17 protein-coding genes and 1 riboswitch are annotated in these 13,855 nt (G+C 63.5%); of the genes, 10 read left to right on the plus strand and 7 right to left on the minus strand.

Features of this window, described 5'->3' with window-relative positions:
• Positions 1-44: 44 nt before the first annotated feature.
• Positions 45-524: a tol-pal system-associated acyl-CoA thioesterase gene (ybgC, locus tag P0D87_RS11125; RefSeq protein ID WP_006047859.1), complete on the minus strand. Its 480-nt coding sequence runs from the start codon at positions 522-524 to the stop codon at positions 45-47.
• 58 nt (positions 525-582) lie between these two features.
• A complete protein-coding gene (gene ydfG, locus P0D87_RS11130; RefSeq protein ID WP_006047858.1) occupies positions 583-1,329 on the minus strand; it encodes a bifunctional NADP-dependent 3-hydroxy acid dehydrogenase/3-hydroxypropionate dehydrogenase YdfG in 747 nt (248 codons plus the stop codon).
• A 238-nt stretch (positions 1,330-1,567) separates the two neighbouring features.
• Positions 1,568-1,676, plus strand: a riboswitch (ZMP/ZTP riboswitch).
• A 166-nt stretch (positions 1,677-1,842) separates the two neighbouring features.
• Here ydfG and glyA point away from each other — a divergent pair.
• From glyA to P0D87_RS11165, 7 genes are all read left to right on the plus strand, one after another.
• Positions 1,843-3,090, plus strand: a complete 1,248-nt coding sequence (glyA, locus tag P0D87_RS11135; RefSeq protein ID WP_053857543.1) for a serine hydroxymethyltransferase — start codon at positions 1,843-1,845, stop codon at positions 3,088-3,090.
• Between the two features lie 6 nt (positions 3,091-3,096).
• Positions 3,097-3,579: a transcriptional regulator NrdR gene (gene nrdR / locus P0D87_RS11140; RefSeq protein ID WP_006047856.1), complete on the plus strand. Its 483-nt coding sequence runs from the start codon at positions 3,097-3,099 to the stop codon at positions 3,577-3,579.
• Between the two features lie 205 nt (positions 3,580-3,784).
• Positions 3,785-4,345, plus strand: a complete 561-nt coding sequence (locus tag P0D87_RS11145; RefSeq protein ID WP_321175773.1) for a GspH/FimT family pseudopilin — start codon at positions 3,785-3,787, stop codon at positions 4,343-4,345.
• A gap of 77 nt (positions 4,346-4,422) precedes the next feature.
• The gene (locus P0D87_RS11150) at positions 4,423-4,797 is read left to right on the plus strand and encodes a hypothetical protein (protein ID WP_258196096.1); all 375 of its coding nucleotides are present in this window, start codon (positions 4,423-4,425) and stop codon (positions 4,795-4,797) included.
• The gene (locus tag P0D87_RS11155; protein ID WP_082366939.1) at positions 4,794-5,606 is read left to right on the plus strand and encodes a PilW family protein; all 813 of its coding nucleotides are present in this window, start codon (positions 4,794-4,796) and stop codon (positions 5,604-5,606) included. Before P0D87_RS11150 ends, P0D87_RS11155 begins: the two co-directional genes overlap by 4 nt.
• Before the next feature lie 95 nt (positions 5,607-5,701).
• Positions 5,702-6,193: a pilus assembly PilX family protein gene (locus P0D87_RS11160; protein WP_053857545.1), complete on the plus strand. Its 492-nt coding sequence runs from the start codon at positions 5,702-5,704 to the stop codon at positions 6,191-6,193.
• 11 nt (positions 6,194-6,204) lie between these two features.
• On the plus strand, positions 6,205-6,636 hold the full coding sequence (locus tag P0D87_RS11165; RefSeq protein ID WP_053857546.1) for a type IV pilin protein: 432 nt from the start codon (positions 6,205-6,207) through the stop codon (positions 6,634-6,636).
• 58 nt (positions 6,637-6,694) lie between these two features.
• Here P0D87_RS11165 and P0D87_RS11170 read toward each other — a convergent pair whose 3' ends face one another.
• From P0D87_RS11170 to P0D87_RS11180, 3 genes are all read right to left on the minus strand, one after another.
• Positions 6,695-7,159: a DUF3318 domain-containing protein gene (locus P0D87_RS11170; RefSeq protein ID WP_006047850.1), complete on the minus strand. Its 465-nt coding sequence runs from the start codon at positions 7,157-7,159 to the stop codon at positions 6,695-6,697.
• Between the two features lie 167 nt (positions 7,160-7,326).
• Positions 7,327-7,713, minus strand: coding sequence for a phage holin family protein (locus P0D87_RS11175; RefSeq protein WP_006047849.1), 387 nt, complete (start codon positions 7,711-7,713; stop codon positions 7,327-7,329).
• A 141-nt stretch (positions 7,714-7,854) separates the two neighbouring features.
• Positions 7,855-8,157: an ElaB/YgaM/YqjD family protein gene (locus P0D87_RS11180; protein ID WP_006047848.1), complete on the minus strand. Its 303-nt coding sequence runs from the start codon at positions 8,155-8,157 to the stop codon at positions 7,855-7,857.
• A gap of 339 nt (positions 8,158-8,496) precedes the next feature.
• Between P0D87_RS11180 and P0D87_RS11185 the strand changes: the two genes are divergently transcribed.
• Complete coding sequence (locus P0D87_RS11185) at positions 8,497-9,135, plus strand: peroxiredoxin (RefSeq protein ID WP_006047847.1); 639 nt, start codon at positions 8,497-8,499, stop codon at positions 9,133-9,135.
• Between the two features lie 143 nt (positions 9,136-9,278).
• Here P0D87_RS11185 and P0D87_RS11190 read toward each other — a convergent pair whose 3' ends face one another.
• Positions 9,279-10,469 (minus strand): acyl-CoA dehydrogenase, encoded by a 1,191-nt coding sequence (locus tag P0D87_RS11190; RefSeq protein ID WP_053857547.1) that lies wholly within the window; start codon positions 10,467-10,469, stop codon positions 9,279-9,281.
• A gap of 93 nt (positions 10,470-10,562) precedes the next feature.
• On the opposite strand from P0D87_RS11190, the gene P0D87_RS11195 reads away from it, so the two are divergent.
• The gene (locus P0D87_RS11195) at positions 10,563-11,348 is read left to right on the plus strand and encodes an IclR family transcriptional regulator (protein WP_053857548.1); all 786 of its coding nucleotides are present in this window, start codon (positions 10,563-10,565) and stop codon (positions 11,346-11,348) included.
• Positions 11,349-11,386: 38 nt separating this feature from the next.
• On the opposite strand, the gene P0D87_RS11200 is transcribed toward P0D87_RS11195, so the two are convergent.
• On the minus strand, positions 11,387-12,220 hold the full coding sequence (locus tag P0D87_RS11200) for an EAL domain-containing protein (protein WP_006047843.1): 834 nt from the start codon (positions 12,218-12,220) through the stop codon (positions 11,387-11,389).
• Between the two features lie 259 nt (positions 12,221-12,479).
• Here P0D87_RS11200 and P0D87_RS11205 point away from each other — a divergent pair, with 259 nt between their 5' ends.
• Complete coding sequence (locus P0D87_RS11205; protein WP_053857549.1) at positions 12,480-13,844, plus strand: MFS transporter; 1,365 nt, start codon at positions 12,480-12,482, stop codon at positions 13,842-13,844.
• Positions 13,845-13,855 lie beyond the last annotated feature (11 nt).

The following is a 13,855-nucleotide window of genomic DNA, read 5'->3' on the forward strand; positions in this document are numbered from 1 at the left end:
GCTGCTTGATCGATGCGAGTTCACTGGCGCCGTAACAACGGGAGTCAGCCTGCGTTCGTTGACACGCCGCCCTCGCTGACGCCGGGTCCGCGCCGCAAAGCGGCCAGCACCGGCGAAGGAATCGCGGCGGGGCGCAGCGCTGTGCGCTCGACGCAGCCGACCCGGATCGAGCCGGTAGCAAGCAACGTGCCGTCGCGCCACGCTTCCTGCACGAAGTCGACGGATGCCTTGCCAAGGCGCTCGATGCGGCTGACGACTTTCACCACGTCGTCGAGACGTGCCGGCGCCCGATAATCGACCGCCGTGCTACGGACGATGAAAATGGCGCCCGTTTCGTCGGCGAGCCGGTTCTGGTCGATCCCGCAGGCGCGCAGCCATTCGGTGCGCGCCCGTTCAAAGAACTTCAGGTAGTTCGCGTAAAACACGATGCCGCCGGCGTCGGTATCTTCGTAATACACGCGGATGCCCCACGTGTGGCCGATTTCCGCGCCTGGCTGGCTTGTCGTCATATTCATGCGGCGCATTTTACCGGAACGCACACCGCGAGGTCTGTTTCAAGATGTGCGCGCGGCCTGGCGGGCCTCAGCCGCGATGAACGCTCAAACCGGCGAACGATTGCGCGACCGGCATCAGTTCGATCGTGTTGATATTGACGTGCGCCGGGCGCGTGGCGATCCAGTAGATCGAATCGGCGATGTCCTCGGCCGTGAGCGGCTGCACGTTCTCGTAGACCTTGCCGGCCTTCTGGTCGTCACCGCGGTATCGCACGTTCGAGAACTCCGTGCCGCCGCACAGGCCTGGCTCGATGTCGGTCACGCGCAGCGCGGTGCCGGCAAGGTCGGCACGCAAGTTCAGGCTGAACTGCCGCACGAATGCCTTGGTCGCACCGTAGACGTTGCCGCCCGGATAAGGCCAGTGGCCCGCGACCGAGCCAAGGTTGAAGACATGGCCGCGGTTGCGCTCGACCATGCCTGGCAACAGCGCATGCGTGACCTGAACGAGCCCGGTGCAGTTCGTTTCGATCATCGTCTGCCATTCGTCGAGACTCGCCTTGTGAGCCGGCTCCACGCCGAGCGCGAGGCCGGCGTTGTTGACGAGCACGTCGATGGCGGCGAAGTCGGCCGGCAACGAGGCGGGCACCGCCTCGACGGCCGCGCGGTCGCGCACGTCCAGCTCGTAGGGCAGGAGAGCGTCGCCGAGTTCGTCGGCGAGCGCTTGCAGGCGGTCCTTGCGGCGGGCGGTGGCGACGACGCGGTGGCCGCCTTTCACGAAGGCACGAGCGATGGCGGCGCCGAATCCTGCGGACGCCCCGGTGACGAACACGATCATTGCAGTTCCCTGGTCGGTAGGAGAGAAAGGCCCCAAGCCTACTTCCAATGCGGCGCTGCGGCAAGGATCAACGAGCCGGAGCAGTTGCGTCGCGAGAACTGCGCCGCCGCCGCGGGACAGGCTTTCGCGGCACGGTTCGGCATTGCCTATCGGGCCTTCTGCCGGGTCTTTTTCGGCGCCCTTTGCGGCGGCTGAAAGCCGGTTGCCTATTCGATCCTCTTCCAATAAACTAACGCGCTCATCCCTGCGTGACTGGCGATAGAACCGGTTTTGACAATCGGGTTCAAGGTGGAAAAACCCACCGTGAAGCGCGGGGTGCCGTTTTGCCGTTCGCCTGGGCAGCCGTGATCCGCGCGCATTCATCTGCGCTGACGGTGGCTGTCCTGCCTCGCGTGTGCGGCGACTCTTCCTCCGCCACGTCAGGCCAAGCCCAGCCGCCAGCAGCGCCGCGTACCCTCTACGCAAGATTCGGCGCACGATCCGGTCAACCTGAAAACACTCAACGGAATCCGTATGTTTGACAGAGCCCAAAGCACCATCGCCAACGTCGACCCTGAACTGTGGAAGGTGATCGAGCAGGAAAACCGCCGTCAGGAAGAGCACATCGAACTGATCGCGTCCGAAAACTACACGAGCCCGGCTGTGATGGCTGCGCAAGGCTCGCAACTCACCAACAAATACGCCGAAGGTTATCCGGGCAAGCGCTACTACGGCGGCTGCGAATATGTCGACGTGGCCGAGCAGCTTGCGATCGACCGTGTGAAGCAACTGTTCGGCGCCGAAGCCGCCAACGTGCAGCCGAACTCCGGCTCGCAGGCGAACCAGGGCGTGTTCTTCGCGATGCTCAAGCCGGGCGACACGATCATGGGCATGAGCCTCGCGCACGGCGGCCACCTGACGCACGGCTCGCCCGTCAACATGTCGGGCAAGTGGTTCAACGTGGTCAGCTACGGCCTGAACGAAGCGGAAGACATCGACTACGACGCTGCCGAAAAGCTCGCTCAGGAACACAAGCCGAAGCTGATCGTCGCAGGCGCGTCCGCTTTCGCGCTGCGAATCGACTTCGAGCGTCTGTCGAAGATCGCGAAGTGGGTCGGCGCGTATTTCATGGTCGACATGGCGCATTACGCCGGCCTCATCGCCGCGGGCGTCTATCCGAACCCGGTGCCGCACGCGGATTTCGTCACGACCACCACGCACAAGAGCCTGCGCGGCCCGCGTGGCGGCGTGATCCTGATGAAGGCCGAATTCGAGAAGCAGATCAACTCGGCCATCTTCCCGGGCATTCAGGGCGGTCCGCTGATGCATGTGATCGCCGGCAAGGCTGTCGCATTCAAAGAAGCGCTGTCGCCGGAGTTCAAGACGTATCAGCAGCACGTTGTCGAAAACGCTCGCGTGCTGGCGGAAACGCTGGTGAAGCGCGGCCTGCGCATCGTCTCGGGCCGCACCGAAAGCCACGTGATGCTGGTCGATCTGCGCGCGAAGAAGATTACCGGCAAGGCTGCGGAAGCCGCGCTCGGCGCAGCGCACATCACGGTCAACAAGAACGCGATTCCGAACGACCCGGAAAAGCCGTTCGTGACGAGCGGTATCCGTCTCGGCTCGCCGGCCATGACCACGCGCGGCTTCGGCGTCAAGGAAGCGGAGCAGGTGGGTAACCTGATTGCCGATGTGCTCGACAACCCGGAAGACGCGGCCACGATCGAACGCGTGCGTAGTCAGGTCGCCGAGTTGACGCAGCGCTTCCCGGTCTACCGCTAAGCCGCCATGCATTGCCCTTTCTGCCGTCACGCCGATACGCAGGTCGTCGACTCGCGTGTCTCGGAAGACGGCGCGACGATTCGCCGGCGCCGCCGCTGCCCGGCCTGCGACAAGCGTTTTACGACGTATGAGCGGGTCGAGCTGGCGTTGCCGGCGGTCGTCAAGAAAGACGGCAGCCGCACCGAATTCGATCGCCGCAAGATCGTCGCGAGCATGCAACTGGCGCTGCGCAAGCGTCCGGTTGCAGCGGACGCGATCGACGCGGCCGTCGCCCGTATCGAGTATCAACTGCTGGGTAGCGGCGAGCGCGAAGTGCGCAGCGAGCGCCTCGGCGAACTCGTCATGAACGAGTTGCGCGCGCTCGACACCATTGCCTACGTTCGTTTCGCCTCCGTCTACCGGCGCTTTGAAGACGTCTCCGAATTCGAAGACGTGATCGAAGAGTTTCGCCGCGCCTCTTCTCCTCCCAAGCCTTCCCGCAAGCGCTGATCGGAAGCCCGCCGCCCGGCGCTTCCTGTCGTTTCTGTTTTGCCGCGTGGCTTGACGTTTCTGCATTTGCCGCTCCGATTGTGGTTCGTCGCGTGAATTCTCGCGTGCGGTAGCGTCTGAATACCACCTGGCCATTCGGCCGATTGTTGGACGGTCCGCGAATCGCTAGATTGGCTGCATTCTTTGAAAACGTTCAGGGATGCAGATGAAACAACATGCAATCGCTTCGTCGCCATGCGGCGCATTTACGCTTGTCGAAACGCTGGTCGTGATCGCGCTGCTCGCGGTGATCGTGATGATGGCGACGCCATCGTTCGTAGCCTGGCAGGTGCGCGATCAGGTCGACGCACGTGCGAACGCGCTCGTGTCCACGCTTGCGTATGCACGCAGTGAGGCATTGCGCCGCGGCGCCCGGGTGACCGTATGCAGGACGGACGCGTCGCGCCACTGTCTTGCCGCCGGGCAGCCGTGCGGCAATGGCGTCGCCGACTGGTCTTGCGGCTGGGCCGTATTGGCCGAGCGCGGCGGCACGTCTACGCTGTTGCGCGCGCATGCCTCGGTTGCGGCGGTGAGCATCGCCGGCACGCAGACGAATCTCACGTTCACACCGCCTGCTGGTCAACTGATCGGCACGTTTCGCAGCTTCGACATTGCGCCGCGAACGCCATCGAAAGCAACGCAGGGCGATAAGTGGCGGCGCTGCATTCGCATCGCGGCGGGTGGTCGCACGCGAATTACGGACGGCGCGTGTGGGGCGGCGTCGTGAGCCCGCTGGTCAGAAGGTCTTTGCGGCGGGCACACCGCAGCGGCGTTAAACGCTGCGGTAGTTCGTTGATCGAAGTGATGCTGGCCGTTGCGGTGATGGCAGTCACGGCGCTCGGTCTCATCGCCGGGCAATTGTGGATGGCGCGCGAGGCGCGAGCGATGTCGATGCGCGAACACGCCGCATGGATCGCCGATTCGGTCGCTGAAGCGGTGTCTGCGCCGTCAGCGAACGACGCCGCGCTTAACGCATGGCGCTCGCGTGCGGCGACGCTGCTGCCGGGCGGCGACGCGTCGGTGATCGGCATAGGAGGTGTGTCGGCGGCCCGCGTCACTTGGACGGCTCCGCGCAACGCGCCGCACGCCGCCGACGACGTGATCGACAAGCCCGAGCCGTGCGGCGGAGTGGATGCGCCCGTGGGCTTTTCCTGCGTCGCATTGGCGTTCGTCAAATGATGCCGCATGTGCATGACGTGCGCGGCCATACGCTGATCGAGCTCGTGATCGCTCTTGCGCTTGGACTCATCGTGACCGCGGGCGCCGTGTCGCTTTACACGACGCAGCGCGCCGCCTTCGACCGCGCGAGCAATGCGCTGCGTATGCGCGATGCCGGCTTGACCGCGTTGACCGTCGTTGGGCAGCAGTTGCAGATGGCGGGCTTCGTGCCGGCCGACGCCACGCAATATCGAGCGCCAACGCCGTTGTTCGGCTGTTCGGGCGGGCATCCGACAGGCGCGGATGACAGCCGTCCGACGTGCGAGACATTGACGGGCAAATCGGACGGCGTCGCGGTGCGATACGTTGGAGACAGCGTGTCGACCTGGCCGTCAGCGACCGGACAGACGACGGACTGCCTCGGACAAGCTGTTACGGGCAATAGCGCTGCGCTCGGCGATCGCGGCGTGCCGGTGGTCAATCGCTTTTACGCGAAGGCGAGCAGTTCGACCGGAGAGCCGGAACTTTACTGCGAAGGCAACGGCAAGACAGGGTCCGCGCAGCCGCTTGTCGAAGGTGTCGAGCGGTTGCGCATCAAGTATTGGCTTGGCGGCGCGGCGAATGCAATCGACGCCTCGGCGGTGACGGCCGACCAGTGGGCCAACGTGGTCGCGGTTGACCTCTGCGTGCTAGTGCGCGGCGCGCCGCAAGGGCAGCGCTCACGTTATGTCGATTGCGACGGCGTAAGCGGTATCGCGACGGATCTGCGTCCGCGGCAAGCGTTCTGGCGGCGAGTTGCGTTGCGCAATTACGCAGGGGGCTTGTCGTGAGCGAAACGCCAATCATGGCCGAACGCGGTTGCTTGGACGAAGCCGCTAGTCAGCAATCGGATCGACCTCGCCGCCTTCGCAGACACGCCCCGCGCATGCAGGAGCGCGGCACCGTATTACCCATCGTCCTGCTGATTTCCGCGATGCTGCTCGCGACGTCCGCGGCGTGGTTCGAGGCATCGCTCGCGGCAGCGCGTAGCGCGGTAAACGTGCGCGACTATTTGCAGGCCTTTCACGCCGCCGATTCGGCATTGACCTTATGCGCCCGCAGCGCCGTTGCATCCACGGGCATGGGTGTGATCGCATCGCAGCCCGCCGCCCATGAGCCAGCGCAATGGAAAGTCGAGGCCACGTTCGAAGGCGCCGCTGCCACACCTTTGGCGCAATGGCCCGGCTCGCTGCGCGCGCCGCAATGCGTGGCCGAAGAGTGGCGTCTCGCCGGCCGCCCCGATGCACGCGCGTATCTGTTGACGGCGCGCGGCTTCGGCAACAAGCGCGAGTCGCAGGTATGGCTGCAGATGCAACTGGTTATCGACGGCGACAGGATCGAACGCCATTGGCGGCGCGTCGCTGCACGGCCCTTTTAGCGAGGTTGCAAATGAGAAGGCTGCATCTATCCGCATTTACCTTGCTCGAGCTGGTCATCACGCTCGCGATCGTCGCTGTGCTGGCTTTGTTCGCGGTGCCTGCGTATCGCAGCCATATCGCGCGCACGTATCGGATCGACGCGGCATCGGCGCTGTTGCGCGCGGCGCAATTCGTCGAGGGCGCGGCAAGCGACAGCGTTCTTGCGCTGCCGCCCGGCTTCAACCAGGCTCCGTCATTCGGCTCGGCTGTTTATCGGCTGCGCGTGTTGCCGGCGGACGATGCAAACGGCGGCTATTCGATCGAAGCGGCGCCCGACGAATCGGGACCGATGCGAGACGACGCGTGCGGCGTCTTTACGCTCGACGCGACCGGCATGCGAAGCAATAAGACTGCGGGAAACGGTTCGGCACCGCTGACCGCGCAGTGTTGGGCCACAGGCTAGCAACGGGGCTGCTGTCTGCGCAGCAAGCCGTCTGATGCCAGCAGCATATGCGACGAACTCACCCCTCGTCGCCGGACCTTGCCGAAGCACGCGACTCGCCCTTGATCTGCTGCCATACGCGATACGCTTCCCACGCGGCGAATGCGAGACCGCCCCACTTGAGTGCGGGCTTCGCACCGGCTGCGAACGTCGCGCGCAACGGTTTCGCGAGCACGAGCGACACGATCGAACTGATCACCGGATACTGCTTCAGAAGTGCGCCGATGGTTCCGGCGTTCAGAAGGCTAGCCTTGGCGCCGCTGCCCATGCGCAGTCCACCGAAGCCGGGCACGATGAACTTGAGCCAACTGAAGTGGGTGACGGCCTCGCGTAATTCGAGCGTGGCCTGAGCGAATTCCATGCGCTCGACGTCCGCGCGCACGAGCAGCAGTTCCTTGCGCAATTCGCGCAACTGCGGTGCGCTCAAGTCTCTCGCCGGCTGGCGCTTGTTACGGTAGGCGGTGCTGGAGTAGCTATGGCTCATGGCGTGTCGGCAGTGAGAGGGGCAAGGAACAGCGCAACGAACAGGGCAACAAACAGTGCAACGAACGGCTCGCAAAGCACCACGTCAACCGTTCGGGATTCACAACGCTTCACACTCGATGATGCATAAACTTGAAACGTCACCAACGGTCACACTCGTTCGCCGCGCTACGGTTTCCGAAACACGTCGCGGTCTTTCTCGAATTCGGCGATGGTGGCATCGAACACCATCGGCGCATTGCGCAGCCCGCTGCGCGCTTTCAGCGCGCACACCAGTCCCGCAATCGCGTAGACGAGCGTGATTCCGGCAAGCGCCTGCCATCGGTAGGTGTCCCAGAACGCAATCGCGATCAGCGCGGTCAGGGCGATCAGGGCCATGGTGGTCAGCATCATCGCGGCAAGGCCGAGGAACAGCACGCCGAGGAGGCGATCCTTTTCTTCGGCGAGTTCAATGCCGATCAGTTCCAGACGCGTTTGCAGAATCGCCGACACCGAACTGATGATGCGGCGTAACGGACTATGTTGTTCGCGCTGCGATTGTGTGTCGATCGTCATGGCTGTGGGCGTTGCGCGGGTTGGCCAAAGCGGCGCGTGGCAAACGTGCGCGCCGGGATAAGCTGACCGGCCTGACGTGCGCCGGTCCGCTCGATTGGCTGGCATGCCGGACATCGCGTGTCCGGCACCTGCGGTGCAGTGTTACTTGCGGTTGATCAGGAGACCCAGCAGCACGCCGGCGCCCGCAGCGATGCCGATGGATGCCCACGGGTGCTCGTGAACGTAGTCGTCGGTTGCGCGAGCAGCCTTCTTGCCTTTCTCGACTACGACGACCTGCACGTCGGCCGCTTTTTCCCTGGCTTGCTTCAGGCGGGACAGCGCCGTTTCGCGCAATTCCGAAGCGCGCTCGCCCGTTGCGCTTGCGGCCTGTTTCAGCAGGTCTTCCGCGTCCGCGAGGACGGTTTTGATATCCGACATCAATCTCTCCTTGTTGACTTCCGACATTGACAGCTCCCCCTTCGTCTCACGCCACGCGTGAATCGTAACCAAAGAAACGGCGACTGGCGAGCCACTGCCCGGTTGCACCGAGCGAATGCACGAACCGTTCCCGGCGAGGTGAAACTCCCCGAACATCCACTGCGCCACTTCCGCAGTTGATGTTAGTGCATGATGGAGTTGATCTGTCCCGCAAAGTTTCCACTAAATCGGCGAAAATTACAAAACCGCATAAAGTACTGAGCCGATGTTGGTTCGCCATGTACGGTTGCTGCCGTATGCTTTATCTTTGCGGAACCACACGGGCACACGCCCACGCCAGTTTTTCAGAACCTTAAGGAGATGCAAATGAGTCTACGTCTTGGCGATATCGCACCGGATTTCGAGCAGGAGTCGAGTATCGGCCGCATCAAGTTTCATGAATGGCTCGGCGATAGCTGGGGCGTCCTGTTCTCGCATCCGGCCGACTTCACGCCGGTCTGCACCACCGAACTCGGTCTGACGGCCAAGCTTGCCGACGAATTCGCAAAACGCAACGTCAAGACGATTGCATTGTCGGTCGACAGCGCTGAGTCGCATAAGGAGTGGATCAAGGACATCAATGAAACGCAGGCCGCGAGCGTCGGCTTCCCGATTCTGGCCGACGGCGACCGCAAGGTGTCCGAGTTGTACGACATGATTCACCCGAACGCGAACGAAACGCTCACCGTGCGCTCGCTGTTCGTGATCGATCCGAAGAAGAAGGTGCGTCTTATCATCACGTACCCGGCGAGCACGGGGCGCAATTTCGACGAAGTTCTGCGCGTGATCGATTCGCTGCAGCTTACGGACAGCCACTCGGTCGCGACGCCCGGCAACTGGAAGCAGGGCGACGACGTGGTGATCGTGCCGTCGCTGAAGGACGAAGAAGTGATCAAGCAGAAGTTCCCGAAGGGCTACAAGGCACTGCGTCCGTATCTGCGCATGACGCCGCAGCCGAACAAGTAAGCTCGCGTTCGGTGCGTCGGGAAAACCCCGGCGCGTCGTCAAATGCAAGAAGGCCGGTTCATTGCGAACCGGCCTTCTTTTATTGCTCGCCAGAGCGCGCCGTTATCGACGCAAGCGGCGCTCCGTACATGCTCAGACAAGCCTCAGAAAAACGCCTGAATGCCCGTTTGCGCGCGGCCGAGAATCAGCGCGTGAATGTCGTGCGTGCCTTCATAAGTGTTCACGACTTCCAGATTCACCAGATGCCGCGCAATTCCGAATTCGTCCGAAATGCCGTTGCCGCCCAACATGTCGCGCGCCAGCCGTGCGATGTCGAGCGCCTTGCCGCACGAATTGCGCTTCATGATCGACGTGATCTCGACGGCCGCAGTGCCTTCGTCCTTCATGCGGCCAAGGCGTAGCACGCCTTGCAGGCCCAGCGTGATTTCGGTCTGCATGTCGGCGAGCTTCTTCTGAATCAACTGGTTGGCCGCGAGCGGCCGGCCGAACTGCTTGCGATCGAGCACATACTGACGCGCGGTATGCCAGCACGATTCGGCTGCACCGAGCGCGCCCCACGCGATGCCATAGCGCGCCGAGTTCAGGCAGGTGAACGGACCGCGCAGCCCGCTCACTTCGGGAAAGCGGTTCTCTTCCGGCACGAACACTTCGTCGAGCACGATTTCGCCGGTGATCGACGCGCGCAAACCCACTTTGCTATGGATGGTCGGCGCCGACAGTCCCTTCCAGCTCTTCTCGAGAATGAAGCCGCGAATCGCGTCCTTGCCGTTTTCCTCGAGCTTCGCCCATACGACGAACACATCCGCGATCGGCGAATTCGTGATCCACATTTTCGAGCCCGACAGCGAGTAGCCGCCGTCGACCTTCTTCGCGCGCGTCACCATGCTGCCCGGATCGGAGCCGTGATTCGGCTCGGTGAGCCCGAAGCAGCCGATCCATTCGCCGGTGGCGAGCTTCGGCAGATACTTCTGCTTCTGCGCCTCCGAGCCGAATTCGTAGATCGGCACCATCACGAGCGACGACTGCACCGACATCATCGACCGGTAGCCGGAATCCACGCGCTCCACCTCACGCGCGATCAGCCCATACGCCACATAGTTGAGCCCCGGCCCGCCGTATTGCTCGGGGATGGTCGGGCCGAGCAGGCCGAGCTCGCCCATTTCGCGGAAGATCTCGATGTCCGTCTTCTCGTGACGGAACGCTTCGAGCACGCGCGGCTGGAGCTTGTCCTGTGCATACGCGGCGGCGGCGTCGCGCACCATGCGTTCGTCTTCGGTGAGCTGCTGATCCAGCAGCAACGGGTCTTCCCAGTGAAACTGCGCGGCCTCGGCCATGACATATCTCCTGATTCTTGCGTAATCCAAGCTTGACTTGAGTTCCGCTATGCGAAACAATGTTTTGCAAACGACACCCGAGTGTATCACCCGATGACGCCCGCAGCCACTTTCACCGAGCCGCTCGACGAGCGCAAATTCGTCGTCGCCCTTGCGCGCGGGCTCGAGCTACTGCGCGCTTTCAAGCCGGGCGAAACGATGCTCGGCAACCGCGATTTCGTCGAACGCACGGGTTTGCCGAAGGCGACCGTCAACCGTCTCGCGTACACGCTGACCGTGCTCGGTTATCTGCGGCTCGACGAGGCGCTAGGCAAATATGCGCTCGATGCCGGCGTGTTGTCGCTCGGTTTCGCGTTGCTGTCCGGCACGGACACATTGGAACTCGCGCGCCCGCATATGCGCGCGTTCGCGCGCGAAGTCGGCGCGGCGGTGTCGCTCGGCTGCCGCGACGGACTCGACATGATCTATCTCGACACGATTCGCAGCGAAACGGCGCTCACGCTCGGCCTCGCGCCCGGCTCGAAACTGTCGATGCTGACGAGCTCAATGGGCCGCGCGTATCTCGCCGTGCAGCCTGCCGACGTGCGCCACGCGCTGCTCGCCGAGCTGAAGAAAGCGGCGGGCAAGGGCGGCGCGGCGCTGGTGGCCGAGGCCGTGAAGGAGATCGCGGCGTTCGCCGAGGAGCGCTGCTGTTATTCGTTTCGCGCGTGGCACGACGACGTGAACGCCGTTGCGGTGCCGTTTCGCGAGCCGCGCGAAGGACGCTGGCTCGTGCTGAGTTGCAGCGGGCCGGCTTCGTCGATGGGAGAAGAGGTGTTTCGCGAGAAAGTAGCGCCGAGATTGAAGGCGCTTGCGCGGCGTCTGGGAGACGTGGGCTAGCAGTCCGTGGCGCAAATCAAGCCGGGATCAAGCCACGCTCAAGCCGCCCGATCATGATAATGCGCATTAAACAGAGGCCCCTGCACAAAGCGCACATCGTATTGCTGCAACGCTTCGAACTGCGCTTCGTCCATCACGCGATTAAAAATCAGCGGAATCCGCAGCCGGCCCGCGTAGCCGACTAACGGCTTGACCGTCGCGTCGCGCAACGCGACTGCCGCATCCATCTTGAGGAAGTCGAGCCGCGCCGTGTCCGAGACCGACAGAATCTGCCCCGCGTTCGACAGATTGCCCGCGACCTTGAAGCCGTAGTGCTGATAGCTCTTCGTCAGATAGCCGAGAAAAGTCTTATGCGCGACGGCCGCCGCGGGCAGCTCGATCACGATCCTCGCCGGATTCAGCCCGAACGACGTCAGCACGCTCGAAAAATGCCGCCCGTGATCGTACTTCACGCTCTTCAAGAGCCGCTCGTGCACGCGCAGAAATAGCAGGCCGTGCCGCTGTGCGCCGAAGAAATTGATCGCATGCAGCGCGCGCGACATGCGATCCAGCGAGACCAGTTGCTGGTCGTCGCCGATGCGGTCGAACGCGTCGAACATATCGAACGGCGCGGCGTCGAGCCGCTGCGTGACCGCCTGGAAACCGAGCTCATCGCCGAAACGATCCACGTTTTCCACATCCGACGACAGCGACTGCGCCAACGCATGCACGCTGATGTCGAAGATCGGCTCGTAGCCGCTCGTCAGTTCGAGGTCGTTAAAGCGCGCGAGCGCGAAGTCTCCGTGGCTGCCGGAGCCCATCGCCAGATGTTTGCCGAGAAAGGGATGGTCACTGGCGCGCGCAACGAGAGTGGGGATGGTCGGCGGAATCATTTAGGCGAATGGATCACTTGGTGGCGTGTCGGCGCCGGGACAACGCGCGTACACCGCATCTTCCGATGGTAGCAGTCCGCACCGCCGTCACATGAACAAAATGCTGATAACCATATCCCGCGGATGCCTGTCTGCGCGGGCCGCGGCGCGTGCGTCACGCAAGCTCCAGGGTATACGTTAATTTCACTTAACGTAATTCGTTTTACTATGCGTAAATTCTCGCGTAAGCATTCGAAGACCCTATCCGGAGACAACCCTCATGAGCGCCAAGCCGGCCGCAGCCGCCGCCAACGTGATCGAAGTCGAGCAGGTGCTCGGCGAAACGCATCACCCGGCATTTCAATTGATGTTGCTCGCGTTGTGCGGACTGTGCCTCGTCATCGACGGCTTCGACGCGCAGGCCATGGGCTATGTCGCGCCGAGCGTGATCGGCGAATGGCATGTGTCGAAGGCGGCGCTCGGTCCGGTTTTCAGCGCGAGCCTGTTCGGCATGCTGCTCGGCGCACTTGGGTTGTCGGTGCTGGCCGACCGCATCGGGCGTCGTCCGGTGCTGATCGGCGCGACCTTTTTCTTCGCGCTGTCGATGCTCGCCACGCCGTTCGTCGCGACGATCCCCGCGTTGATCGCGCTGCGCTTCATTACGGGTCTTGGCCTCGGCTGCATCATGCCGAACGCGATGGCGCTCGTCGGCGAATTCTCGACGCCGGCGCATCGCGTGAAGCGCATGATGCTGGTGTCGTGCGGTTTCACGTTGGGCGCCGCGCTCGGCGGATTCATCAGCGCCGCGTTGATTCCGGCCTACGGCTGGCGCGCGGTGTTCTGGGTCGGCGGCGTGGTGCCGCTGCTGCTCGCCGTCGCCATGCTTGCCTTGCTGCCGGAGTCGTTGCAATTTCTGGTGCTGAAGGGCCGCAGCGAGCGCGCGTTGCGCTGGCTCGCCCGATTCGATCCGAGCCTGCCGATCGACGCCAACACGCGCGTCGTCGTGCGTGAAAAGGGCAATGACGGTGCGCCGGTCGCGGAACTGTTCCGCGCGGGCCGGGCGCCGGTGACGCTGATCCTGTGGGCGATCAGCTTCATGAACCTGATCGATCTGTACTTTCTGTCGAACTGGCTGCCTACGGTCATGCGCGACGCCGGTTATTCGCCGAGCACGGCGGTGATCGTCGGCACGGTGTTGCAGACGGGCGGCGTCGTGGGCACGTTGCTGCTCGGCTGGTTCATCGAGCGTTTTGGCTTTGTGCGCGTGCTGTTCGTGTGCTTTGCGGGCGCGGCGCTCGCCGTCGGCACCATCGGGACGGTCGCGCATGCGTTGCCGTGGCTGTTGCTCGTCGTGTTCGCGGGCGGCTTCTGCGTGGTCGGCGGACAGCCGGCGGTGAACGCGCTGGCCGGCCACTTTTATCCGACCACGTTGCGCTCGACGGGCATCGGCTGGAGCCTCGGCATCGGACGGATCGGCTCGGTGATTGGACCGCTCGTCGGTGGCCAGTTGATCGCATTGAACTGGTCGAACGAATCGCTGTTTCATGCGGCCGCCGTGCCGGTGCTGTGTTCCGCGCTGCTCGTGATCGCGCTCGCCGCGGCGACGCGGCAACGCAACCGCCCGTCGCAGCCGCAAACGGCGTGACGAAACACGCG

It is taken from the genome of Paraburkholderia sp. RL17-368-BIF-A (genome assembly GCF_046054045.1).
Taxonomy (GTDB): Bacteria; Pseudomonadota; Gammaproteobacteria; order Burkholderiales; family Burkholderiaceae; genus Paraburkholderia; species Paraburkholderia graminis.